This is a genomic window from Hymenobacter fodinae (assembly GCF_004745825.1).
Lineage (GTDB): Bacteria > Bacteroidota > Bacteroidia > Cytophagales > Hymenobacteraceae > Hymenobacter > Hymenobacter fodinae.
On the sequence record NZ_SRLA01000003.1, the window covers coordinates 810,503 to 832,822 of the forward strand.

Below are 22,320 nucleotides of genomic sequence, written 5' to 3' on the forward strand. Positions count from 1 at the left end.
ATCGGGAGACCTATCCTAGTGCACCCAAGCAGTTCATATTGCCTAGGCCAGTTGCGCTGCGGCATGTATAGCTGTTGGCTGCGCTAGGCTATAGAGCCGTTTCCTGCAAGTGCCGCATGTCCAGAAAGCTGCGGACGGTGAACATGGAACCGGTGTAATCGAGTTGGTATAGGCACAGGTTGTGGTGCTCGAAACTATCCATCTGACTTAAGGGATAGCCCAGCAGTTGACAGAGGATAGCTCGCATAGCGCGACCGTGCATGCAGATCAGCACCGTCTGCTCTTCGGGCCTCGACAGCAAAAGCTCAATGAAGGCACGTTGGCGGGCGGCCATTTCATCGGGGCTTTCCCCGCCTTCGAGGCGGGCACTGGTTTGGCCGGCGCGCCACTGCTGCAGCACGCTGTGGTACTCCTCGTCTTCCTCGGCCGTAATGCGCGTACCCTCGCGCACACCCCAACTAATCTCGTTGAGGCCAGGGTGCTGCTCATGCGGCAGGCCTAGGTCCAGAAACCCTTGCACCGACTCGTGGGTGCGGCGCAGCAGAGAGGTGTAGACTTTATCGAAGGCAATATGACGATAGGCGGCGAAAAAACGGGCTGCCTGACGACGCCCGGCCTCGTTCAGGGCGGAATCGACACCGCTGCCTTGCACGATGCCACGCACATTGAAGTCGGTTTGCCCGTGCCGAATCAGGTATATTTTTTTGACGCTCACTTTCCCCCTAGTTTTGCTGTTCTGCCGTTAAAGTACGGCGATTTTGTCTGGACAGCTGTGTTCCGACACCTATTTTCCTTTGTCATCCGAGGGGGAGCGAAGGACCTTTTCTTGCTAGAGCGGTTATCGTAGCAACGAGCCTTTCTATCCTGACTACGTCCCTGGTCACCACAGGATGATTCCTTGACGTTGCAACCCTCCTCACCCGCATGACGCTGGAGCAAATCAACCAGTGGGTCGGCACTCGCCCTACCCTCGCCGATGCCCTAGGCATAGAACTCACCGCCCTTACCGACGACTATTTAGAAGGGCGGATGCCCGTTGATGGCCGCACGCACCAACCTATGGGCTTGCTGCACGGAGGTGCCTCAGTAGCCCTGGCCGAAACATTGGGCAGCATCGGCGCTGCTACTAAGCTCGACCCCACCAAACAAGCCTGCGTAGGCCTAGAAATTAATGCCAACCACCTCAAAGGCGTGCGCGATGGCTACGTAATTGGGCGGGCTACGGCCCTGCATGTAGGGCGCAGCACCCAGGTTTGGGAAATCCGGATTACGCACGAAGAAACCGGCGCTTTGGTATGCATCAGCCGTATTACCATGGCCGTGATTGACTTGCCCGCTGCTAAACCGCAGGCATGAGTAGTTTGCAACGCATTCCCTGGAAACCTAACCTGCCGGTAGAGGACCGCTTGCGGCGCTTGGTGGCCCTGGCCCTGACCAGCGGCCGACCGGTAGCTCTCTGGCGGCTGCCCAATGATACGCACCCGCGCCTCTGCCTCAGTCTGAAGGTAGATGCCGCGTTTGTAGGCCTGCCGCCGGCGCTGGAGCCCTCGGCCCCGGCGGGCTTTGCCTTCTTTCCGTTCCGGGATTCCGACCACAACCCGCCTCTGTTTCTGCCCGCCGATCTGTTTTTTGACTTGGCCCTGCCCGAGGAAATTCAGGTAAGCTCGGCGGCGGCGGCCCGCCTCCCGGAGTTGCGGCAGCGCTTCGCGGCGCTGCCCGAAACAGCGGTGCTGCCCTGGCACGTGAGCCGGCAGCCCGTGCCTGCTACGGCTTCGCGAGAAGAGTACGAGGAGTTGGTAACGGCGGGCATAGCGGCTATTGAGGCTGGTACGGTGCAGAAGGTGGTGTCGAGCCGGGCGGCGCGTAGGCCACTACCGGCGGGCTTTGATGCGCTGACGGCTTTTGCGGAGCTGCAGGGGCGCTACCCCAATGCTTTCGTATCATTGGTGAGTGCGCCGGGCGTGGGCACTTGGCTGGGCGCTACCCCGGAAGTGCTGGCCGAAATTACTGACGACCACGTGTTCCGGACGATGGCCCTGGCCGGCACCCAGCCGCTCATGCCCGGCATGAAACCTGCCACGGCGCGCTGGGCGCACAAAGACCTGGAGGAGCACGCCATGGTGGCCCGCTACATTGTCAACTGCTTCAAGCAGCTGCGCCTGCGCGAGTACGATGAGCGTGGCCCCCGCACCGTAGGCGCCGGACAGCTGCTGCACCTGCGCACCGATTTTGCCGTGCACCTCGACCAGGTTCCCTTCCCTACCCTGGGCACCGACATGCTGCGTTTGCTGCATCCCACGCCTGCCGTGGGCGGCGTGCCCAAGCAACCGGCCCTCGATTTTCTGCGCCGCCATGAGGGTTACGACCGGGCCTACTACGCAGGTTTTCTCGGCCCCGTAAACCTACCTGAGACGGGCGTATCACAGCTATTTGTAAATCTGCGCTGTCTGCAGCTCCATCCTACCGAAGCCATTTTGTACGCCGGCACCGGCCTCACCATCGACTCGGAGCCCGCCCGCGAATGGCAGGAAACGGAGCTGAAGCTGCGCACCGTGGGCGCTATCCTGCATGATTGAGTGGATCTATACACAGCGTTTTGAGTAAAAGGACCGTCATGCTGAGCGCAGCCGAAGCATCTCTACCGCTTGCTAACCAACTGACCTAGCAGCGACTTGTGAAGCGGTAGAGATGCTTCGGCAAGCTGACGCCAGATAAAGCTTCTTACTTATTTCTGCTTACCCTACCCTATGTCTTCACTTCAAGCCGTTCATAATATCCCCGAAATTTGCGCCCAGCTAGGTATTACGGATGTGGTGCTTTCGCCCGGCTCTAGGTGCGCGCCGCTCACTATTGCCTTTGCTCGTCACCCAGCCATACAGGTGCGCACGGTGCCCGATGAGCGCGCGGCCGCCTTCATAGGCCTAGGCCTGGCCCAAACCCAGCGGCGGGCGGTGGCGCTGGTGTGCACCTCGGGTACGGCTGGATTAAACTACGCTCCCGCCGTAGCCGAAGCCTACTTCCAGCAGATTCCGCTGGTGCTGTTTACCGCCGACCGCCCTCCGGAGTGGATCGACCAGCTCGACGGGCAAACCATTCGGCAAACTGACCTTTACGGCGCCCACGCCAAAGGCACATTTACCTTCCCCGCCGATACCGCGCACACCGATGCCCAGTGGCACGCCACGCGTATCGTTTCCGAAGCCATAGGCCTAGCGGAGCAATTTCCGGCGGGCCCAGTGCAGGTGAATATTCCGCTACGAGAGCCCTTTTATCCGAAAGCCGGCGAGGAGCTGCAGTTTGGCCCCATAAAAGTTACCCGCGAGCTACCAAGCCAGGCCCACCTCCCAGCTGCTGTGCTCGATGACTTGCGTGCTGCCATCAGGAGCACCAACCGGGTGCTGGTGGTAGGCGGCCAGCACCCCGCCGACCCAAAGTTATTGCTAGCTCTGCGGCAGTTTGCAGCGGCGTATCAGGTGCCGGTTGTCGGCGACCTGATTGCCAACCTGCACCTGCCCGCCGCTCCTGACTACGACCAGCGCCTACGCCCGCTAGGCCACCAGGATGTGTTTATGGCCGTGCCGGAACCCGGCTTGAAGGAAGCCCTGAAACCGGAGCTGCTCATCACGTTTGGTCAGTCGCTCATTTCCAAAGCCCTTAAGCTCTACCTGCGCAACTCTAGGCCAGCCCAGCACTGGCATATCCAGTCGGCGGGCGCCGTAGCCGATACGTTCCAGTCCCTGACAAAAGTGGTGCGCATGGAGCCTACTACTTTCTTTGCTTCCTTGACTGGTAAGGCGCATAGTACAACGGATAGTACGGGAGCCTCCGAGGCTCTTGATCCAGGTTTGATTCCTGGCGCAACCACAGCAATGGGAGGCTTAACATCAGCCTTGCCTACCCCAAATCATGCCACTGCTCAGGACGCCACGCGGGTTGCGCCGCGTCCCGCTCCTACCGGGCCGGTGCGGCTGACCTGGGCTAGTAGCGGCTCGCAGCTAAGTGAAGCGGAAGCGACGGCCAAAGCAACCTACCTGAAGCCCTGGCTGGCGGCGGAAAATTGGGCCACGGGTTTCCTGCAGGAATTTATGCAGCAACCAAATCAGCCCTTCAACGAGTTTACGGCTATTTACCGGGCCCTGCAGTTGCTCCCCGACCGCACTGCTCTGCACTTGGCTAATAGCATGGCCGTGCGCTATGCCAACATTCTAGGCCTGCCAGCGGGCCGGATGGTGGAGATATTCGCGAACCGTGGCACCAGTGGTATTGATGGGTGCACCAGCACGGCCGTGGGCTCGGCCTTGGCCCAGCCCGACCGGCCCGTGGTGCTGCTCACCGGCGACGTTGCGTTTTTCTACGACCGCAACGCCTTCTGGCACAACTACCCCACGCCCAACCTGCGCGTGATTCTGCTCAACAACCACGCTGGCGGCATCTTCCGCATGATTGATGGTCCGCGCCAACAGCCGGAGCTAGAGGAGTTCTTCGAGACGCGCCAGATGCTGCGGGCCGAAAATACCGCCCGCGACTTCAACCTGCGCTACTTCCCGGTTTCATCCTTCGCTGAACTAGAATCAGCTTTACCGGTTTTCTTTGCACCCGAATCCGGCGCGAGTCTGCTCGAAATTACCACCGACAGCCCGACCAACGCCAAGTTTTTTGAACAGTACCGCGCCGCGGTACGAACGTCATTCTCTCAATCATAAGGAAACCCTCCCCCTATGGCCGAACAACTGACCTGGACCCCGATTAAGGAGTTCCGCGAAATTCTCTTCACCCAGTCTGGCGGCATCGCCAAAATCAGCATCAACCGTCCGCAGGTGCACAACGCCTTCACGCCTCTCACGGTGCAGGAGATGATTGAGGCCATGGACATCTGCCGCAACCGCACCGACATTGGCGTCATCATCCTGACGGGTGAGGGCGGCAAGGCCTTCTGCTCGGGCGGCGACCAGAGCGTGCGCGGCCACGGCGGCTACGTGGGCGAGGACACCGTGCCCCGCCTGAACGTGCTGGATCTGCAGAAGATGATCCGCTCCATCCCGAAGCCCGTGGTGGCCATGGTGGCCGGCTGGGCCATTGGTGGGGGCCACGTGCTGCACGTAGTTTGCGACCTGACCATTGCCGCCGAAAATGCCCGCTTCGGGCAGACCGGCCCCAACGTGGGTTCGTTCGACGGAGGCTTCGGGGCTAGCTACCTGGCGCGCATCGTAGGCCAGAAGAAGGCCCGCGAAATCTGGTTCCTCTGCGACCAATACAACGCCCAGGAAGCCCTCGATATGGGCCTCGTGAACAAAGTAGTAACCCTGGAGCAGCTAGAGGAAACCACCGTAGCCTGGTGCCACAAAATCCTTGAAAAAAGCCCCCTCGCCCTGCGCATGCTTAAATCGAGCTTCAACGCCGAGTTGGATGGCCAGGCTGGTATTCAGGAGCTGGCCGGCAACGCTACGCTGCTTTACTATCTCTCGGAGGAAGCCAAAGAAGGCAAGAACGCCTTCATTGAGAAGCGCAAGCCCGACTTCTCGAAGTTCCCCAAGTTCCCGTAACCAACTGGGGTGGCCTACACTTTCCGGAAACGGCTCGCACCAATAAGTGCGGGCCGTTTCTATTCCCCCTGCTTCGCGTATTGTGAGCTATATTGCCTAGCCAGCGTAATTCTGACTTTTCTTTGCTGCGTATGAAATCTTTGCTGACCCTGCTATTCCTTGGTTTTGCTGGCCTAGCGGCGGCGCAAACCCCAGTTGCCCCCGCTGTTACTACTGCCACTCTCGACAACGGTCAGCCGGTACTGCTGGTGGATGCTGCTTGCGGACAGTGTCGGCTAGGCCTCCCGGGCAAAAGCTGCGACTTAGCAATCCGAATGAATGAAAAGGCGTATTTCGTCGATGGCACTGATATCGACTCCCACGGCGACGCCCATGCCAAGGATGGCTTCTGCAACTCGGTGCGCAAAGCCCAGGTGCAAGGCAAAGTGGTTGATAACCGCTTCAAAGCCACGTATTTTCAACTGGTGCCCGAAACAGTTTCCGCTAAATAGGGCAGCCTCCTCCAGCATACCTTTTCCGCATTCTACTTTCCACGGCTTATGCTCTTCAGCGTGAGCCGTTTTGCATGTCTCAACCCGCTAAAATTTATCTGTTTACAGTACCTCCTTTTTGCATTTAACCTGACCCGTGGCCATGAACCGCCAACTGCTGCTTCTGTCTCAGTGCGACTACTCGCAGGAGAAAAGCGCACCTTCTCCACAGGTTGCTGAATGAGCTGGACCTGAAGCGGAGAAACACTAGGTTAGGCGGGTTGCTGTCCACTTTGGTAACGCTGCTCTGGAAACCTCTTGCGGCGAAACAACCCGTTCCAACTTCAAGTTGGGCCTACAGCTTACTTCCGGCAGATTCTTTCCAGCCCGAATTAACTGATTACCAGCAGTATGTGCGGACCCTAGTAACCCGATGGAAGAACGGGGTACCAGTTAACACACTGATAACGCAGTGAGGAGCTTTTTGCTTGTGCTTTCACCTGCACAACCATACATTTAAGCCTACCTGTTTTTGCTCGGTAATACCGCCCTACGGGGCACGGCACCGGGCATCACATGCCTTATTACTTATTTCCTAAGAGTATGCCAGAGTATCTAGTAAAAGCCAACGGTACCCGAGAGTTTCACCTATTAGCCGCCGACACCCAGGTAGGTGTACTGCACTATCCCGAGTGGTACACGCTAAAGGCAGATGTTCAGCTGGCCAATGGGTCCGCTTATCAGGTTGAGCCTCGCGGATTTTGGGGCACCACTCTTGAGCTGAAAGACCAGCAGACAGTGCTGCTCAGCTTCAAGATGAATTGGAGCGGCGACATCATTATCAAATCCAAGCTCGATGCCTCGGCTAAGGTCTTGGTGTTTAAGAGCAAGAGCGTACTCAAACACACGTATGTGCTACACGACAAAGAGGGCAGGGAACTGCTAACAATTCAGCCTGATTTTCAGTGGAGCAAGCTCAATTACAATTACACCATTACCACTACGCCAGACTTCGAGCAAGTTGAATCCCAGGCGTTGCTTCTGCTTATGGCTGTGCACTGCGCCAATTATTTCATGACAATGCTGGCTACTGTGACCACTTTCATGGTGGCTACCTAAGCTCGCGAAGCTGCGACTTTTCTTCGTCGGGAAGCGTAGCGTTGCTAGGCCACCCCCTGTAAACCAACAGCGCCCCCTAGGCCAGGGGGCGCTGTTGGTTTGTATACATAATAGTTCCAGTTAGAATATCGACCCGTAGGCGCTGCAGCCTTCACACCACCCAAAAAAGTTGCGGAGTCGTTCGTGTTTTGCTTGTTTCTTCAGCAGCTTACGGGCTCGGCGGGCTGCCTCAACGGCGGGCGTCATGGCCGGCGCAGCCATCTGGCGGCGCAGGGTAAGATAACGCCGGAAAACGAAGGTCTTGGCCAGAACAAACGGACTTGGAGCGGTGGGATGCATGGCGTTTGGAGGTTGGTGACTCGTTTAAGATACGATACTATGTGGCTAGCAGTCAAGAAAAAAGTAGTTTATCCACATAAAGAAGAGGTTTAACCGCCACGGAAGTTACTGCTATGTTACTCGCTCAGTATCATGAGTTGTTTGGCCGGCGGGTTTACGTTACTTCGTTATGAATAACCCCGATTTCCATTTGGCTATCCGCCGAATCCGGCGCTTACATTGGCTGCACTACCCAGTTCAGACTCTGGTAATGGCGGCAGTGGTAATGGGTCTTGGGAGCCGTCTTTCGGGCCTAGCGGGCTCCGCTGTAACGCCTGCGTGGCCGGGGGTACTGCTGCTAAGCGCCATGGTGCCACTGGTAGGCCTGTTGCTTTATTCTGTGTCGCGGCGCCTGCGGCCTAACCTCCGACGGCTGGCTGAAGACAATCTACGTATCTACAAGAGCCGGATATTTCTCCGCAACAGTCTACTGGGTTTGCTTATCCTCCCGCTGCTGGTTTCGTACGTGCTAACTCACGGCTGGCTGGAAATCGTATGTTGCGGTATTCTCCTGCTAGTTTTGCCCATGCTCACTGCTCCCTCAGCCACTGCCTATCAGCGCTGGTTGCTGAGCTGAAAGACCCTACTCCTCTGGTGGTAGCCGCTGCCACTGGTTTTACCCAACTTCTTATGCCTGCCTCTTCCCTGCTTCCCGACTCCCTTCTGCTTAACGGCCGCGAATTTCGCTACCACGACATCCAGCAATACCCCGCCAACTCTCCCACCGATCTGAACGGCTATGAGGCACGGGTGCTGGACTTTTGCCGGCAGTGGCTGAATGGGGCGCAGGAGTTTGGGCTACGCACCTCAGGCTCCACGGGCAAGCCCCAACTGGTGCAAATGAAGCGCCGGCAGCTGGAGGCCTCCGCCCGCCGCACCGGCGACTACTTCGACCTAGGCCCCGGCGACCGGATGCTGGTGTGCCTCAACTGTGAGTTTGTGGGCGGCATTATGATGCTGGTGCGTGCTTTCGAGCGCAACATGCACTTGACCATTGTAGAGCCCCAGGCCGACCCTATGGTGCTGGTGCCGGCTGCTAACTTCGACTTTGCCTCCTTCGTGCCGCTGCAGCTGCGAGAGGTGCTGGCCAACGGCCACGGCCCCCGGCTGAACCGGATGAAGGCCATTTTGGTGGGCGGGGCCTCAGTGGAGAAAAGCTTGGAGAAAGAAATTCAGAAGCTGAAAGTGCCCGTGTACCTCACGTATGGCATGACGGAAACAGCCTCGCACATTGCTTTGCGCCGCCTCAACGGCCCCCATGTTTTGCCTACTTACCACGTGCTGCCGGGCATTCACGTAGGCCAGGATGAGCGGGGCTGCCTCACGGTGCGCGCCGATGTCACTAACGACCAGCTCATCACCACCAACGACCGGGTGATACTGCACCCCGAAGCCCACACGTTTGAGTGGCTGGGCCGCGCCGATTTTGTTATCAACAGCGGCGGCGTGAAGGTGCAGGCCGAGAAGGTAGAGTTGGTGCTGGAAGTGGCCCTAACGGAGCTAGGCCTCTCCCGGCGCGCCTTTGTAGCCGGCCGGCCCGATAAGCGGCTTGGCGAGCAGGTAACAGCTTTCGTGGAAGGTGCTCCCCTGCCGCCGCACCAGCAGCAGCAGTTGCTGGCCCTCCTCACCGAGCGCCTCGACAAATACGAGCGGCCCCGCGAAGTGGCCTACGTGCCGCAGTTCAAAACCACCGCCTCAGGCAAGCTCGACCGGCTGGGCACCATGCGCGGGCAGGGCACCGCTCCGGAGTCGCACCAACGGTAGAATACTACTTTTGCGCTGCCTCACGCGGGAATAATAGCGCAACGAGCTTCTTCCTTTCGTAATATATCCGTTGCTTTGCAAGCAGCAACTGGCTTGCGTAGGCGTATTCCTACCTCAACCTCATGGTTGCCCTATCCTATTCTATTAAAAAGACTGGCCTAGCTGCTCGTAAAGCCTTTTTACACTTTCTGCGTGCCTTGGTCGCGTCATTTTTTCGCTCCGTAACTCCACACCAAACGGCACTCCATCGTACGCCGCTCATCCAATCAGCTTACCTCATGAAACACGTTTTCGCCTCACTGCTGCTCCTTGGCGCGGCTGCTACTACTTCTCTGGCCCAAACCAAGCCAGTATCCCTAACCACCGCGCAAGATCCTATCCGCTACGAGTATTGTGAGCTGATGCGCACCGGTGCGGCCCAGCTTGGCAAGCCGGAAAAGGAAAAGAGCGGCGACATCTTTGTTGATTTTGGCTACGGCTACGAGAAGCTTGGCGGCTCGGAGCAGGTAATGCGGGAAGCTGGTAAAATTCAGGTGTTTGCCACCACCATCAGTGCCCTCAATTATATGGGCTCGTTGGGCTGGGAAATTGTGCAGATCCAAGAGCAGCCCACTACCTATAACACAGCCGGCACCCCACAAAACCTGGTGTACCGCTACATGCTGCGCCGGCCCCTCACAGCCAAAGCCGTAGCCGTACCTCGCTAGGCCACTTCTACCCTCAACAACAGCCCGCCCCGCAACCGTTAAGTCAGACGGCTGCGGGGCGGGCTGTTGTTGGATGCAGCTTCGGTCAGTTACGTTATTAGTGAGCAGGCCCCAGGCCTTGCTGCGTGAATAATCGTTCATGGCCGCGTACGACTTTAATAAAGTCACCCAGGAACAACTTCACGCGACCGAAGAAGATAACCCCGCTCATCTCATCCTCAGGTTGTTTGCCAGCGGCCAGTGCCTGCCGGTAGCCGGCCCCGGCTCCTAGGCCAATCCAACGGAACACCCGGTAGTGCGCCGCCACGGAGGGCTCTAGCATAAACAGCACCTCTCGGTTTGTGCGGCGTACGCCCCCATCCGGGAAGTAATATTTGGTGTAGTAGCTGCCCACGCCCAGTTGCAGAGGGGTGCTGAGTTCCCAGCGCTGGTTGCCAATAAACACGTACTCGCCGTACGCTGCCAGGTACCGAAACCGGACCTCGTCGCGGGTGCCGGGTGGGGTACCTACGGGTTGAGCAATACGCGTGGGCACGCCCCCCGATAGGCGGTAAACCCCAAGGCCCGCGCGCCAGCGGCCACGCCACTCAATACCGCCTTTCAGCCCATTGATGCCCACGACTTTACCATTCAGAATGGAGAAGCGCTGATCAAACTGAAATACAGCCCGGCGGTGCGCCTGCCGCACAAAAGTGCTATCATCAGGCGCACCCACCTCGCCATAGGCCACCCTACCAGCCCCCAACAGGAGCAGCAGGCTCACACGCGACAAACAAGGCAGAATAGAGGTAGTCACGCAGCAAATGTACACTGACTTGCCCTCCCTTGGCATATGTGGCTGCTCACAGTTCGCCCCCGGTCCGCGCCGGTTTACCCCTTACTGCACACGGTTCACCCGGTTTACTCTTCTGAAAACCATCCACAATGCCCATGTTTGGGCATCAACTAGCAAGCCCATGAATCTCGCCCCCGACCCTCTGTTTTCACTAGCCAATACCGTTGCTCTGCTTGGGTGGGGCCTGCTACTTGTTGTGCCGCGCTGGCGCGTTACCCAGGTAGTAGTATTGAACGGGGCGCTGCCCATACTGCTGGCCGTGGCCTACGCGCTGCTTATTGGCTCGCACTACCTTGGGCCACATGCTTCGGAAGGTGGATTTAACTCCTTAGCCGAAGTGGCCGCCCTGTTCCGCGACCCTTGGGGGCTGCTGGCGGGCTGGGTGCATTACTTGTGCTTTGATTTGGGAATTGGCATCTGGGAAAGCCTCGATGCCCGTCGCCGCGGCGTGCCGCACCTGCTGCTTGTGCCATGCTTGCTGCTCACCTTCTTGTTTGGGCCCGTGGGGCTGCTGCTTTACTCTGTGGTGCGGCGCTTCTACCACCCTTCTGCTGCTGGTTCGCTTCCATCTACCACTGTCTAACACGCTGCCTCATGTCTGCTACCCTACCTTCAAAAATGACTACGGTTTCTGGGTTTCCGAGCGGCCGAGCCAAGACTTCTCCCCTGGCCTACGCTGCTACGTGGCTGCGGATACTGCACCGCGTGAATCCAGTATTGTCGGGTACGGGATGGGTACACGTGGCCTTCCTGGTGGTGGCTCTAGGCCTCTTGCCCTTCGACCACCGCGTGGTAACAGGCCTGCCGGTGTGGGTGAAGCCCGCTAAGTTTGCTGTATCGGGGTTGGTGTACCTCTGGACACTGGGCTGGCTGCTGGCCGATTTGCCCGCCGTAGCACAACGCTCGGTACGGCGCATCAGTTGGGGGGTAGCGTTGAGCATGATGGTGGAAATGCTGTGCATTGGGGGGCAGGCCGCACGGGGCACTACCTCGCACTACAACATTGCCACCGGCTTCGATATTCTGATATTCAACCTGATGGGCGTGTTCATCATGCTCAATACCGTTCTCATCATGTGGGCCGTGTACTTGGTGTGGCGGCACCGCCCCCATGGCCCCGCTGGCTATGTATGGGGCGTACGGCTGGGCCTACTGCTATTTTTGGTAGGCAGCGTGCTGGGCGGCATGATGATTCACCACAACCAACACACGGTAGGTGCCCCCGATGGCGGACCGGGCCTACCGGGCCTTGGCTGGAGCACCCGCGCCGGCGACCTGCGCATCGCCCACTTTCTAGGCCTGCATGCGCTGCAAGCGGTGCCGCTGCTGGGCTGGGTTGTCAGTAGAGTAGTTCCTCGGCACGCCACGCTCCTGACGTGGTTAGGCGCCGCCCTGTATGCTGGCCTAGTAGCTCTGCTGTTTGTGCAGGCATTGCATGGGATACCATTTCATCACCTCATCACCTCTTAACTGCATCACCTCAACTGTTTGAATTTGCGGCGGATAACCTCCTGCACGGGCACGTTTTCAATTTTGCTTTCCAGCCAGGAAATGATGTCGAGGTAGAGGAAAGGGCGCCGCTCGAAGGGGTTTTCAGCAATACGAATGAGCTGGTTTTTGAGCTTGATGAAGGCGTCTTTCAGCTCAAAAGGTGCAATGTCGCCGAGGTTGCGCAGAAACCGGAAGATGGCTTCCTGCATCTGCTGCTGGTCGTTCATTTTGCCCAGAAAGCGGTACACCGAGCGGATTTGATACTCCAAAGCTTCGTCGCGGCCAGCCTCGTAGTGGGCAATCAGGTTGAGGATGCGGGCAAAGCACTGAATGTCTTCGCGCAGACTCACGTCTTTGAAGTAGATGACCTTATTGAGGTACTCAATGGCCTTGTCGGGCTGGCCGCTGCCGAAGTACAGGCTGGCAATTTTATAATAGAACACCATTCGCCGGTGCGAGTCCATCTGTAGCCGAAAGCGCTCTATATTTTCCAGCAACTCCGGCACCATGGTTAACCCCTCCGTGAACTGCCCGCGCATGAAATATCCGTTCAGCCGGTTCGTGTAGATGTACAGGAACAGCAGCATTTCAATGTTGGGGTTGGTGCGCCGGTCGGGGTCGGCGGCGTAGGCCTCTAGCTGCGCCAACACTTGCTCAAACTTACTGTAGTACAGCAGGTTGTGGGCCGTAATCAGCAGGTTGTGCAGGCCTTTGATGTAGAGCATGGCTTGTTGCTCACGCATCGTGGGGTTATTCTCAAACAGGTCGACCCATTTCTGTGCGTAGCGGAAGCACAGGCGGAAATTCTGCGTGATGGTATAGTACCACACGTGCGCCTGGTAGTAGTACAGCTGCTCGTAGAAACCCGCTTGTCGCAGGTCTAGCGCGGGTAGCCCCTCGCGGAAGTAGGCCGTGATTTTGTCGTAGTCCTGCTGATTGCGGGTGTGCCCGATTTTCAGGTAGCGTCCGTACATGCGCAGGGCCAGGTTGGAAAGCTCATGCTCCCGCGCCAGGTGGGTAACCGTATCCGTCGCCTCATCCGACAGCTCTCGGGCCCGGCCGCGCAGGCTGCGCGTGATGTATTGCCCCTCAATCAGCTTTTCAAAATCTAGGGCCAGCAGCACTATGTGCGGCATTTCGTACTGGTGGGCGGTGGCCTTTATCTTTTCCAGCATGCGCAGGCTCTGTTGATAAAGACCACGGTTGTAAAGCACCCGGGCGTAGTCAAGTTGCTCGTGCAACTGAATATCGGGATTATGGCTGGCGTGGTACATGCGCAGGCTGGCCAGCAGCTGCCTATATAAGTTGGCTTTTAGGTTGGCTACTTGTACTTTCTTGATGGTCGGTACTTGGGCCAGCACACGCTCCTCATCGTACTTTTCCTGGCCGTCAAGCGCATCAAAAAGCTGAAGAAACTTCAGCCCATCGGTAGAGCCCTGCCGGTTGGCAAACAGCCGGAAGTGCCGCTTCTCTGTGCGGGTTAAGGTCTTAATCAGTTGAAAAACCGGATCGGTATTTTCGTTGGGCATCGTATTAGGCAAAAAGTCAACTAACTGATTAATAACTATTTGTCATTTACATAGCAAATAATAGAAATAGTAAGAAAGTCAGAAAAAAGTTTTAGGCGCTGCCGTAACGTCATGTACTTGCGCTCATCAATAGAGCGTAAAGATGATATGCCCGAGCATTTTTCCACCTCCTGGTCTGCAATTTTTCTTCCGTTAGTAACAGCCGGTTGGCGAGCTATCATCACGCAGGCTGCTCCTTCCGGAGACACCATCAGTGGTTGTTACTCTCTGCAAAGAATAGAAGCAAATCAAGGCCTGCGTAGGCCACTTCCATCACCTTCTCCCTCTTTCCATTTCCGTTTCCCATGAGTACTGCTTTCCGCCTCGTCCTGCAAGTCATTATTCTGCCACTGCCGGGCTGAAAGGAAGCGCCTTGTCCTGATTCGACTAGCCTTTCTCAGCCCCGCGCTCGGAAAGGCTTTTTCATAGCCGATTTTCTCTCCTTACCTTACCTCTACTCATGTACTACACCAGTAATACCGTTGCCTTTCTGGATGGCGAGTTTGTGCCGGCCGAGCAGGCTACCTGCGGCGCGTATGCTCAGTCGTTGCACTACGGCTACGCCGTGTTCGAGGGCATCCGGGCCTACAACACCCCGGCTGGCACCCGCATCTTCAAGGCCGAGGAGCACTACGAGCGGCTGCATTACTCGTGCAAGTGTATTGGCCTGCCGCTGGGGTACTCAGTAGAGGAACTCACCCGCATTAGCTACGAAGTGCTGGAGCGCAACCACCTGACGGACGCCTACATTCGGCCGCTAGTGTACGCTGCTACCCCCAATATGAGCCTGAAGGCCGCCAACAGCAGCAATGTGCTGATTGCGGTGTGGGAATGGGGCAAATACCTCGGCGACCAAAGCCTGCGCCTCACCGTGTCGCCCTACGAGCGGCCCAACCCCAAGGCGGTGCCCATTGAGGCCAAAGTGTCGGGGCACTACGTCAACTCCATCATTGCCAGCACCGAGGCCAAGCAGCGTGGCTACGATGAGGCCCTGCTGCTGGACATGAACGGCTACGTGGCCGAGGGGCCCGGTGCCAACTTCTTCTTTGAGCGGGACGGAGAACTGCACACGGCTCCGCAGGGTAGCATTCTGCGCGGCATCACCCGCAACACCATCATTGACCTGGCCCGGGAAGCCGGCATTACGGTGCACGAGCGGTTCTTCCGCCCCGAGGAGCTGCGCACCGCTTCCGCGGCCTTCATGACGGGTACTGCCGCCGAGGTCATCGGTATTGCCTCCGTGGATGATATCGTGTTTGAGAAGTCCTTCCAACATTCCATCGGCGGCATGCTCGCCAGCCACTACCAGGCGCTAGTGACCGGGCAAGCCGTGAGCCGCAACGCCAGCTTTGCGGAGCAGGCTCAGTAGTGGCCTAGAGTTGAACCATCCACAGTAAACGTCATGCTGAGCGCAGCTGAAGCATCTCTACCGCTTCGTTGAGGTAGCATTGCAACGTCAGCACGCGAGATGTCTCGCCAAGCTCGACATGACGCCCTCCATCACATCAGTCCAATTCCGCCCGAAATGACCCTCCTGAACAAATACAGTCGCATCTACACCCAGGACGACAGCCTGCCGGCGTCCCAAGCCATGCTCATTGGCTCGGGGCTCTCAGATGCTGATTTGCATAAGCCGTTCGTGGGCATCTGCTCCACGGGCTTCGAGGGCAACACCTGCAACATGCACCTGAACGGCCTGGCCGACCAAGTGAAGGTAGGCGTGCAGGAGCAGGGGCTGGTGGGGCTGCGGTTTAACACCATTGGGGTATCGGATGGCATCACCAACGGCACGGCGGGCATGCGCTACTCCCTGGTTTCCCGGGAAATCATTGCCGATTCCATTGAGGCCATGGCCGGGGCGCACAATTACGATGCCCTGGCCTGCGTGATGGGCTGCGACAAGAACATGCCGGGTGCGCTCATTGCCATGGCGCGCCTAAACCGACCTTCGCTGATGGTGTACGGGGGCACGATTAAGGGCGGTACGTTCAAGGGGCAGCAGCTCAACATTGTGTCGTGCTTTGAGGCCTATGGCAAAAAGCTGCAGGGGCAGATATCGGACGAGGATTACCGGGGCATCATCCATAATGCCTGCCCGGGACCAGGAGCCTGCGGGGGCATGTACACGGCGAATACCATGGCGGCGGCCATCGAAACGCTGGGCATGAGCGTCCCGTTTTCCTCGTCCTCCCCGGCGGTTAGCCCGGAGAAGCAACAGGAGTGCCTCACGGCCGGCGCCTACCTGCGCCGCCTGCTCGAACTCGACCTCAAGCCCCGCGACATTCTGGTGCGCGAGGCCTTTGAAAATGCCCTGGTGATGACCACCGTGCTCGGTGGCTCTACCAACGCCGTACTTCACCTGATTGCCATTGCACACGCCGCGGGCGTGCATCTCACCATGGAGGACTTTCAGGCCGTGAGCAACCGCACGCCGGTACTGGCCGATCTGAAGCCCAGCGGCAAATACCTCATGGAGGACCTCTCGGCCCTGGGCGGCGTGCCGGCCGTGATGAAAACCCTGCTGAACCTAGGCCTGCTCCACGGCGACCTACTGACGGTAACCGGTAAGACCTTGGCCGACAACCTGGCCGACGTGCAGCCCCTAGGCGCAGAGCAGGATCTGCTCCGCCCGCTGAATAACCCCATCAAAGCTGATGGCCATATTCAGATTCTGTATGGCAATCTGGCCGAAAGAGGTGCGGTGGCCAAAATCACCGGCAAGGAAGGACTGCGGTTTGAGGGGCCAGCTATTGTGTTCAACTCTGAAGAAGAACTGAACGAAGGCATTTCGCAGGGCAAGATTCAGCCCGGTCAGGTCGTCGTGATTCGCTACGTGGGCCCCAAGGGCGGACCAGGCATGCCGGAGATGCTCAAGCCTACCTCGGCCATCATCGGCGCCGGCCTAGGCGACAAAGTTGCCCTAATTACAGACGGCCGTTTCTCGGGCGGTACCCATGGCTTTGTCATCGGGCACGTGTGCCCCGAGGCCTACGACGGCGGCACCATTGCGCTGGTGGAAGACGGCGACTGGATTGTGCTGGATGCCAGCACCAACACCATGGAGGTGCAGGTAGAGGACGCCTTGCTGGAGCTGCGCCGCCAGCAGTGGCAGCGGCCCCGGCCCACCGTGCAACAAGGCGTGCTGCTGAAGTATATCCGCACCGTGAGCGACGCGAGCCGCGGCTGTATCACCGATTACCAGGAAGACCATGTACTCGAACCCACAACCCCAGCCCGCGCCAACCTCACCTGAAACGGCCGTAGCCACGACGGAGCCCGCTACCCGCACCTTGTCGGGCGCCGAGGCCACGCTGCACGCCCTGCTGGCAGAGGACGTGGACACCGTGTTTGGTTACCCCGGCGGCGCCATCATCCCAATTTATGATGCGCTTTACGACTTCAAGGAGCAGCTTAACCACGTGCTGGTGCGCCACGAGCAGGGCGGCATTCACGCGGCCCAAGGCTACGCGCGCTCGTCGGGGAAGGTGGGGGTAGTGTTTGCCACTAGCGGCCCCGGCGCCACCAACCTCGTTACCGGCCTGGCCGATGCCCTGATTGACAGCACCCCGCTGGTGTGCATCACGGGCCAGGTGTTCGCGCATTTGTTGGGCACCGATGCTTTCCAGGAAACCGACATCCTCAACATCACCACCCCCATTACCAAGTGGAACCACCAGGTAACGGACGCCAGTGAAATTCCGGAGGCGCTGGCCAAGGCCTTCTATATCGCGCGCAGCGGCCGCCCCGGCCCAGTCCTGATCGACATCACCAAAAACGCTCAGATGCAGAAGGCGGACTTCGCGCCGTATCAGCCCTGCACCCACATCCGCAGTTACCGGCCTAGGCCAGTTGTGCGCCCGGAGTACGTGGCGCAGGCGGCGGCCCTCATCAACCAGGCCAAGCGCCCGTTGGTGCTGTGGGGCCAGGGGGTATTGCTGGGCAAGGCGGAGCAGGAGTTTAAGCAGTTCATTGAGAAAAGCGGCATTCCGGCCGCTTGGACCATCCTCGGCGCGGGTGCCCTCCCCACCGGCCACCCCCTGAACGTGGGCATGCTGGGCATGCACGGCAACTACGGCCCCAACGTGCTGACCAACGAGTGCGACGTGCTCATTGCCATTGGCATGCGCTTCGACGACCGGGTAACGGGCCGCCTGGACAAGTACGCCAAGCAGGCCCAGGTCATTCACCTCGACATCGACCCCACGGAAATCGACAAGAACGTGAAGGCCACCGTGCCCGTGTGGGGCGACTGCAAGGAAACCCTACCCCTGCTCACGGAGCTAGTAGAGGCCCGCTCCTACCCCAAATGGCGCCAACGCTTCCTCGACCACGACGCGGAGGAAATAGCCGCCGTCATCCAAGATGAGTTGTTCCCGACCTCCGACGAGCTGACCATGGGCGAGGTAATTCAGCAGCTGAACGAGCTGACCCAGGGCGAGGCCATTATTGTGACCGACGTAGGCCAGCACCAGATGGTGGCTTGCCGCTACGCCAAGCTCAACCACACGCGCAGCAACATCACCAGCGGGGGCCTGGGCACCATGGGCTTTGCCCTGCCCGCCGCCATTGGGGCCAAGTACGGGGCGCCGGAGCGCACGGTGGTAGCCGTCATCGGCGATGGGGGCATTCAGATGACGATTCAGGAGCTGGGCACCATTATGCAGACCGGCGTGAACGTCAAGATTCTGCTGCTCAACAACCAGTTCCTGGGCATGGTGCGCCAGTGGCAGGAGCTGTTCCATGACCGGCGCTACTCCTTCGTGGACATTGCCAGCCCCGACTACGTGACCGTGGCTAGCGGCTATAGTATTGCCGGCCGCCGCGTGGACAACCGCCCCGAGCTGCAAACGGCGTTGCGCGAGATGCTGGAACACCCTGACTCTTTCCTACTGGAGGTGATGGTAACCAAGGAGAACAACATCTTCCCCATGGTGCCGCAAGGCTGTGGCGTTGGAGAGATAAGGTTGAAGTAAAGCAGTCCTAAAGAAGATCGTCATGTCAAGCGCAGCCGAGACATCTCGCGTGCTGACGGTGCCAGGCCACTCCAACAATTCGAGCGAGATGTCTCGACAAGCTCGACATGACAGGTAGTGAAAATGGGAAAGTTGCTCCGGCAAACCTGCCATTTCACCCCTCACAACTTTACCTCTATGACACAGCAATCCATCGACCGGCGGGAGTACAACATCACGGCTTACACCGAGAACCAAGTGGGGCTGCTGAACCGCATTGCCATCATCTTCTCCCGGCGCAAAATCAACATCGAGAGCCTCAACACTTCCCCTTCCGAGGTCGAAGGAATTCACCGCTTCAATATAGTGGTGGTAGAAACTGAGGAAGTGGTGCGCAAGATTGCTCGCCAGATTGAGAAGCAGGTAGAGGTACTCAAGGTGTACTTCAACCCCAACGAGGACGTCATCTGGCAGGAAATGGCCCTCTACAAAGTACCCACCGACGTCATTGCCGAGCGGGCCCTGGTGGAGCGGCTACTGCGGGAACACGGGGCCCGCGCCGTGGTCATCCGTAAGGATTACACGGTGTTTGAAACCACCGGCCACCGCGAGGAAACCGACAAACTCCTGACGGTGCTGCAGCCCTACGGCCTCATCGAGTTTGTGCGTTCGGCCCGCATTGCCATCATCAAAGACAGCCAGGGCTTCCACCATAAACTCCGCGAGTTCGAGCGCACTGAACCCAGCCACGAGGTCAGTGAAAATGACTACCTCAACAGCCGCGACAAGGTGTTTACGATGTAAAAACACTCGCCATCGTGAGTAAAAAAGGAACGTCATGCTGAGCGGAGTCGAAGCATCTCTACCGCTGGCTAACTCTACTGGCCTAGGCCTCTACAACGAAGTGGTAGAGATGCTTTGACAAGCTCAGCATGACAACCTGAAAAACCAACAAACCGACATTTTCATCTTCCAACCCAATATCCAACATCATGGCAACCATCAACTTTGGCGGCGTAGAAGAGCACGTAGTTACCCGCGACGAATTCCCTCTGGAGAAAGCCCGCGCAATTCTGAAAGATGAAGTTATTGCCGTGATTGGCTACGGCGTGCAGGGCCCCGGCCAAGCGCTGAACCTGCGCGACAATGGCTTCAACGTCATCATCGGGCAGCGCCGCGACTCGGCTTCTTGGAGCAAGGCCGAAGCGGATGGCTGGGTAGAAGGCGAAACGCTATTCGACATTGAAGAGGCCGCTGAGCGGGGCACCATCATCGCCAACCTGCTTTCCGACGCCGGCCAGATTGCGGTGTGGCCTACGCTGAAAGCCAAGCTGACGCCCGGCAAAACCCTGTACTTCTCGCACGGCTTCGGCATTACGTTCAACGACCAGACCGGTATTGTACCGCCCGCCGATGTAGATGTGGTTCTCGTGGCTCCGAAGGGTAGCGGCACCAGCCTGCGCCGCCTGTTTGTGGCCGGCGGCGGCCTGAACTCCTCGTTTGCCGTGTACCAGGACGCGACCGGACAGGCCTACGACAAGGCCATTGCCCTCGGCATTGGGGTAGGCTCGGGCTACCTGTTCGAAACCGACTTCAAGCGCGAAGTGTATTCCGACCTTACCGGCGAGCGGGGCGTGCTGATGGGGGCCTTGGCCGGCATCATTGAAGCCCAGTACCAGGTGCTGCGCCAGCGCGGCCACTCCCCTTCCGAGGCCTTCAACGAAACCGTAGAAGAACTCACCCAGAGCCTCGTGCCGCTGGTCGGTGAAAACGGCATGGACTGGATGTTCAGCAACTGCTCCGTAACCGCCCAGCGCGGCGCCCTCGACTGGAAAGGCCGTTTCCGCGACGCGACCCTGCCCGTGCTCAACGAGCTGTACGACAGTGTAGCCTCCGGCCAGGAAGCTGCCCGTACTATTCAGCGCGGCTCTACCCCCGGCTACCGCCAGGAGCTGGAAGCCGAACTGAAAGAAGTACGCGACTCTGAGCTGTGGCAGACGGGCGCCACCGTGCGCGAGCTACGCTCCAAAGCCACTGAGAAAGTAGAGGAGCTAAGCTAAACGCCCTTAAATTCTTCGGAACGTTATGTCGAGCTAGTCGAGGCATCTCGCGTGCTGATGTTGGAATGCTATTCCAACGATTCGAGCGAGATGTCTCGACTAGCTCGACATGACGTTTTTTTTTCTGCTCACAACTACCCCTATGGAACAAGACACTCTCACCTCTGCCCCCACGGTGCGGCTGGAAAACGTGGAACGGGCGGCGCGCACGCTGGACGGCGTTATTTACAAAACGCTGCTGCAGCACAACCTAGGCCTATCGGAGGCTTATGGGGCGCAGGTGTACCTGAAGCGCGAGGACCTGCAAGTGGTGCGTTCCTATAAAATTCGGGGGGCGTATAACAAGATTGCCGGCCTGAGTCGGGAGCAATCGGGACGAGACGTGGTGTGCGCAAGCGCGGGTAACCACGCGCAGGGAGTGGCCTACGCCTGCCAGCTCCTGGGGCTGCGGGGTCACATTTTCATGCCCGCCCACACCCCGGCGCAGAAGGTAAATAAGGTGCGATTATTCGGGAAAGACCAGGTAGAAGTTGTCCTGACCGGGGCCACCTTCGATGATACCTACCAGGCCGCGAAGGACTTCTGCGACCAGCGCGGCAGCACCTTCGTGCACCCTTTTGATGACCTGGCCATTGTGGAAGGACAAGCCACCGTAGGCCTAGAGATTCTGCGCGATGCCCCTAGCTCCATTGACTTTTGCTTTATGCCCATCGGGGGCGGAGGCCTCGCCTCGGGCGTCAGCAGCGTATTTCGGCAGCTGAGTCCGCACACCAAGCTAGTTGGGGTGCAGCCGCTGGGGGCTCCTTCCATGCAGCGCGCTATGCAGACGGGCCTACGCCAACCCCTGGAGCACATCGAGAGCTTCGTGGATGGCGCCGCCGTGAAGTGCCCCGGCGAGTTGACGTTTGAGCTATGCCGAGAGCTATTGGATGAGGTGGCCCTGGTACCGGAAGGCCAGGTGTGCGAAGATCTGCTGAAGATGTACAACGAGGAAGGCATTGTGCTGGAGCCAGCGGGCACGCTTAGCGTGTCGGTCCTGCACCAGTACGCCGACCAGATCCGGGGCAAAACGGTGGTGTGCGTGCTCAGCGGCTCCAACAACGACATCACCCGCATGGAGGATATCAAGGAGCGGGCCATGCGCCACCAGGGCCGCAAGCACTACTTCCTGGTCACCTTCAACCAGAAGCCCGGCGCCCTGCGCCGCTTCGTCAACCACGTCCTACGCGAGGGTGACGACATAATCCAGTTCCAATACATCAAGAAGAACAACAAGGAAAAAGGCCCCGTCTTCATCGGCCTGGAAGTCCAGCGCCCCCATGATATCGAAGGCATCCAACTCCGTATGGCCGCCGAAGGCTTCGGCTATGAATACCTCAACGGCAAGCAGGATTTCCTGAGTTTACTGGTGTAGTAGAGCTATCAGAACGAAG

The 22,320-nt window shown here is 58.5% G+C and carries 21 protein-coding genes; 17 read left to right on the forward strand and 4 right to left on the reverse strand.

Annotated features, from left to right (window positions below):
* Positions 1–88: 88 nt before the first annotated feature.
* Positions 89–715, reverse strand: coding sequence for a histidine phosphatase family protein (locus tag EU556_RS17250; protein ID WP_135435357.1), 627 nt, complete (start codon positions 713–715; stop codon positions 89–91).
* A gap of 209 nt (positions 716–924) precedes the next feature.
* On the opposite strand from EU556_RS17250, the gene EU556_RS17255 reads away from it, so the two are divergent.
* The 6 genes from EU556_RS17255 (at position 925) to EU556_RS17280 (ending at position 7,132) form a co-directional block, all read left to right on the forward strand.
* A complete protein-coding gene (locus tag EU556_RS17255) occupies positions 925–1,356 on the forward strand; it encodes a hotdog fold thioesterase (protein ID WP_135435358.1) in 432 nt (143 codons plus the stop codon).
* Positions 1,353–2,576 (forward strand): chorismate-binding protein, encoded by a 1,224-nt coding sequence (locus EU556_RS17260; protein WP_135435359.1) that lies wholly within the window; start codon positions 1,353–1,355, stop codon positions 2,574–2,576. Before EU556_RS17255 ends, EU556_RS17260 begins: the two co-directional genes overlap by 4 nt.
* Before the next feature lie 171 nt (positions 2,577–2,747).
* A complete protein-coding gene (gene menD / locus EU556_RS17265; RefSeq protein ID WP_135435360.1) occupies positions 2,748–4,703 on the forward strand; it encodes a 2-succinyl-5-enolpyruvyl-6-hydroxy-3-cyclohexene-1-carboxylic-acid synthase in 1,956 nt (651 codons plus the stop codon).
* Positions 4,704–4,718: 15 nt separating this feature from the next.
* Positions 4,719–5,543 (forward strand): 1,4-dihydroxy-2-naphthoyl-CoA synthase, encoded by an 825-nt coding sequence (menB, locus tag EU556_RS17270; RefSeq protein WP_135435361.1) that lies wholly within the window; start codon positions 4,719–4,721, stop codon positions 5,541–5,543.
* Between the two features lie 131 nt (positions 5,544–5,674).
* The gene (locus EU556_RS17275) at positions 5,675–6,034 is read left to right on the forward strand and encodes a DUF6370 family protein (protein WP_135435362.1); all 360 of its coding nucleotides are present in this window, start codon (positions 5,675–5,677) and stop codon (positions 6,032–6,034) included.
* A gap of 582 nt (positions 6,035–6,616) precedes the next feature.
* Complete coding sequence (locus EU556_RS17280) at positions 6,617–7,132, forward strand: hypothetical protein (RefSeq protein WP_135435363.1); 516 nt, start codon at positions 6,617–6,619, stop codon at positions 7,130–7,132.
* 120 nt (positions 7,133–7,252) lie between these two features.
* Here EU556_RS17280 and EU556_RS17285 read toward each other — a convergent pair whose 3' ends face one another.
* Positions 7,253–7,471 (reverse strand): DUF4102 domain-containing protein, encoded by a 219-nt coding sequence (locus EU556_RS17285; RefSeq protein WP_135435364.1) that lies wholly within the window; start codon positions 7,469–7,471, stop codon positions 7,253–7,255.
* A 169-nt stretch (positions 7,472–7,640) separates the two neighbouring features.
* Between EU556_RS17285 and EU556_RS17290 the strand changes: the two genes are divergently transcribed.
* From EU556_RS17290 to EU556_RS17300, 3 genes are all read left to right on the forward strand, one after another.
* Positions 7,641–8,087 carry a hypothetical protein gene (locus EU556_RS17290; protein WP_135435365.1) on the forward strand — a complete coding sequence of 149 codons (447 nt, stop codon included), beginning with the start codon at positions 7,641–7,643 and terminating at the stop codon, positions 8,085–8,087.
* Between the two features lie 53 nt (positions 8,088–8,140).
* A complete protein-coding gene (locus EU556_RS17295) occupies positions 8,141–9,274 on the forward strand; it encodes an AMP-binding protein (RefSeq protein WP_135435366.1) in 1,134 nt (377 codons plus the stop codon).
* A gap of 278 nt (positions 9,275–9,552) precedes the next feature.
* On the forward strand, positions 9,553–9,981 hold the full coding sequence (locus EU556_RS17300) for a hypothetical protein (RefSeq protein ID WP_135435367.1): 429 nt from the start codon (positions 9,553–9,555) through the stop codon (positions 9,979–9,981).
* A gap of 97 nt (positions 9,982–10,078) precedes the next feature.
* On the opposite strand, the gene EU556_RS17305 is transcribed toward EU556_RS17300, so the two are convergent.
* The gene (locus tag EU556_RS17305) at positions 10,079–10,777 is read right to left on the reverse strand and encodes a hypothetical protein (RefSeq protein WP_210116317.1); all 699 of its coding nucleotides are present in this window, start codon (positions 10,775–10,777) and stop codon (positions 10,079–10,081) included.
* Between the two features lie 160 nt (positions 10,778–10,937).
* On the opposite strand from EU556_RS17305, the gene EU556_RS17310 reads away from it, so the two are divergent.
* Together EU556_RS17310 and EU556_RS17315 are read left to right on the forward strand one after the other, a co-directional pair.
* Positions 10,938–11,399 carry an ABA4-like family protein gene (locus EU556_RS17310; protein ID WP_135435369.1) on the forward strand — a complete coding sequence of 154 codons (462 nt, stop codon included), beginning with the start codon at positions 10,938–10,940 and terminating at the stop codon, positions 11,397–11,399.
* Positions 11,400–11,434: 35 nt separating this feature from the next.
* Positions 11,435–12,286, forward strand: coding sequence for a hypothetical protein (locus tag EU556_RS17315; protein ID WP_135435370.1), 852 nt, complete (start codon positions 11,435–11,437; stop codon positions 12,284–12,286).
* Positions 12,287–12,291: 5 nt separating this feature from the next.
* On the opposite strand, the gene EU556_RS17320 is transcribed toward EU556_RS17315, so the two are convergent.
* Positions 12,292–13,836, reverse strand: coding sequence for a hypothetical protein (locus EU556_RS17320; protein WP_135435371.1), 1,545 nt, complete (start codon positions 13,834–13,836; stop codon positions 12,292–12,294).
* 499 nt (positions 13,837–14,335) lie between these two features.
* Between EU556_RS17320 and EU556_RS17325 the strand changes: the two genes are divergently transcribed.
* The 6 genes from EU556_RS17325 (at position 14,336) to ilvA (ending at position 22,301) form a co-directional block, all read left to right on the forward strand.
* Entirely contained in the window at positions 14,336–15,244 is a 909-nt protein-coding gene (locus EU556_RS17325; protein ID WP_135435372.1) for a branched-chain amino acid transaminase, read from the forward strand.
* Positions 15,245–15,400: 156 nt separating this feature from the next.
* Entirely contained in the window at positions 15,401–17,128 is a 1,728-nt protein-coding gene (ilvD, locus tag EU556_RS17330; protein ID WP_135435373.1) for a dihydroxy-acid dehydratase, read from the forward strand.
* Positions 17,085–18,848: a biosynthetic-type acetolactate synthase large subunit gene (ilvB, locus tag EU556_RS17335; RefSeq protein WP_135435374.1), complete on the forward strand. Its 1,764-nt coding sequence runs from the start codon at positions 17,085–17,087 to the stop codon at positions 18,846–18,848. Before ilvD ends, ilvB begins: the two co-directional genes overlap by 44 nt.
* 177 nt (positions 18,849–19,025) lie before the next feature.
* Entirely contained in the window at positions 19,026–19,631 is a 606-nt protein-coding gene (gene ilvN, locus EU556_RS17340) for an acetolactate synthase small subunit (protein ID WP_135435375.1), read from the forward strand.
* 188 nt (positions 19,632–19,819) lie between these two features.
* The gene (gene ilvC, locus EU556_RS17345; RefSeq protein WP_135435376.1) at positions 19,820–20,887 is read left to right on the forward strand and encodes a ketol-acid reductoisomerase; all 1,068 of its coding nucleotides are present in this window, start codon (positions 19,820–19,822) and stop codon (positions 20,885–20,887) included.
* 142 nt (positions 20,888–21,029) lie between these two features.
* Positions 21,030–22,301 (forward strand): threonine ammonia-lyase IlvA, encoded by a 1,272-nt coding sequence (gene ilvA / locus EU556_RS17350; RefSeq protein WP_135435377.1) that lies wholly within the window; start codon positions 21,030–21,032, stop codon positions 22,299–22,301.
* Positions 22,302–22,320 lie beyond the last annotated feature (19 nt).

Excerpts from the sequence above, each read along its gene's own strand:
- menB (WP_135435361.1), top strand. The coding sequence starts at position 4,719 with ATGGCCGAACAACTGACCTGGACCCCGATTAAGGAGTTCCGCGAAATT.
- EU556_RS17285 (WP_135435364.1), bottom strand. The coding sequence starts at position 7,471 with ATGCATCCCACCGCTCCAAGTCCGTTTGTTCTGGCCAAGACCTTCGTT.
- EU556_RS17295 (WP_135435366.1), top strand. The coding sequence starts at position 8,141 with ATGCCTGCCTCTTCCCTGCTTCCCGACTCCCTTCTGCTTAACGGCCGC.
- EU556_RS17320 (WP_135435371.1), bottom strand. The coding sequence starts at position 13,836 with ATGCCCAACGAAAATACCGATCCGGTTTTTCAACTGATTAAGACCTTA.
- EU556_RS17260 (WP_135435359.1), top strand. The coding sequence starts at position 1,353 with ATGAGTAGTTTGCAACGCATTCCCTGGAAACCTAACCTGCCGGTAGAG.
- EU556_RS17290 (WP_135435365.1), top strand. The coding sequence starts at position 7,641 with ATGAATAACCCCGATTTCCATTTGGCTATCCGCCGAATCCGGCGCTTA.
- EU556_RS17255 (WP_135435358.1), top strand. The coding sequence starts at position 925 with ATGACGCTGGAGCAAATCAACCAGTGGGTCGGCACTCGCCCTACCCTC.
- ilvN (WP_135435375.1), top strand. The coding sequence starts at position 19,026 with ATGACACAGCAATCCATCGACCGGCGGGAGTACAACATCACGGCTTAC.
- EU556_RS17315 (WP_135435370.1), top strand. The coding sequence starts at position 11,435 with ATGACTACGGTTTCTGGGTTTCCGAGCGGCCGAGCCAAGACTTCTCCC.
- EU556_RS17300 (WP_135435367.1), top strand. The coding sequence starts at position 9,553 with ATGAAACACGTTTTCGCCTCACTGCTGCTCCTTGGCGCGGCTGCTACT.
- EU556_RS17280 (WP_135435363.1), top strand. The coding sequence starts at position 6,617 with ATGCCAGAGTATCTAGTAAAAGCCAACGGTACCCGAGAGTTTCACCTA.
- ilvB (WP_135435374.1), top strand. The coding sequence starts at position 17,085 with ATGTACTCGAACCCACAACCCCAGCCCGCGCCAACCTCACCTGAAACG.
- ilvC (WP_135435376.1), top strand. The coding sequence starts at position 19,820 with ATGGCAACCATCAACTTTGGCGGCGTAGAAGAGCACGTAGTTACCCGC.
- menD (WP_135435360.1), top strand. The coding sequence starts at position 2,748 with ATGTCTTCACTTCAAGCCGTTCATAATATCCCCGAAATTTGCGCCCAG.
- EU556_RS17310 (WP_135435369.1), top strand. The coding sequence starts at position 10,938 with ATGAATCTCGCCCCCGACCCTCTGTTTTCACTAGCCAATACCGTTGCT.
- ilvA (WP_135435377.1), top strand. The coding sequence starts at position 21,030 with ATGGAACAAGACACTCTCACCTCTGCCCCCACGGTGCGGCTGGAAAAC.
- EU556_RS17325 (WP_135435372.1), top strand. The coding sequence starts at position 14,336 with ATGTACTACACCAGTAATACCGTTGCCTTTCTGGATGGCGAGTTTGTG.
- EU556_RS17275 (WP_135435362.1), top strand. The coding sequence starts at position 5,675 with ATGAAATCTTTGCTGACCCTGCTATTCCTTGGTTTTGCTGGCCTAGCG.
- ilvD (WP_135435373.1), top strand. The coding sequence starts at position 15,401 with ATGACCCTCCTGAACAAATACAGTCGCATCTACACCCAGGACGACAGC.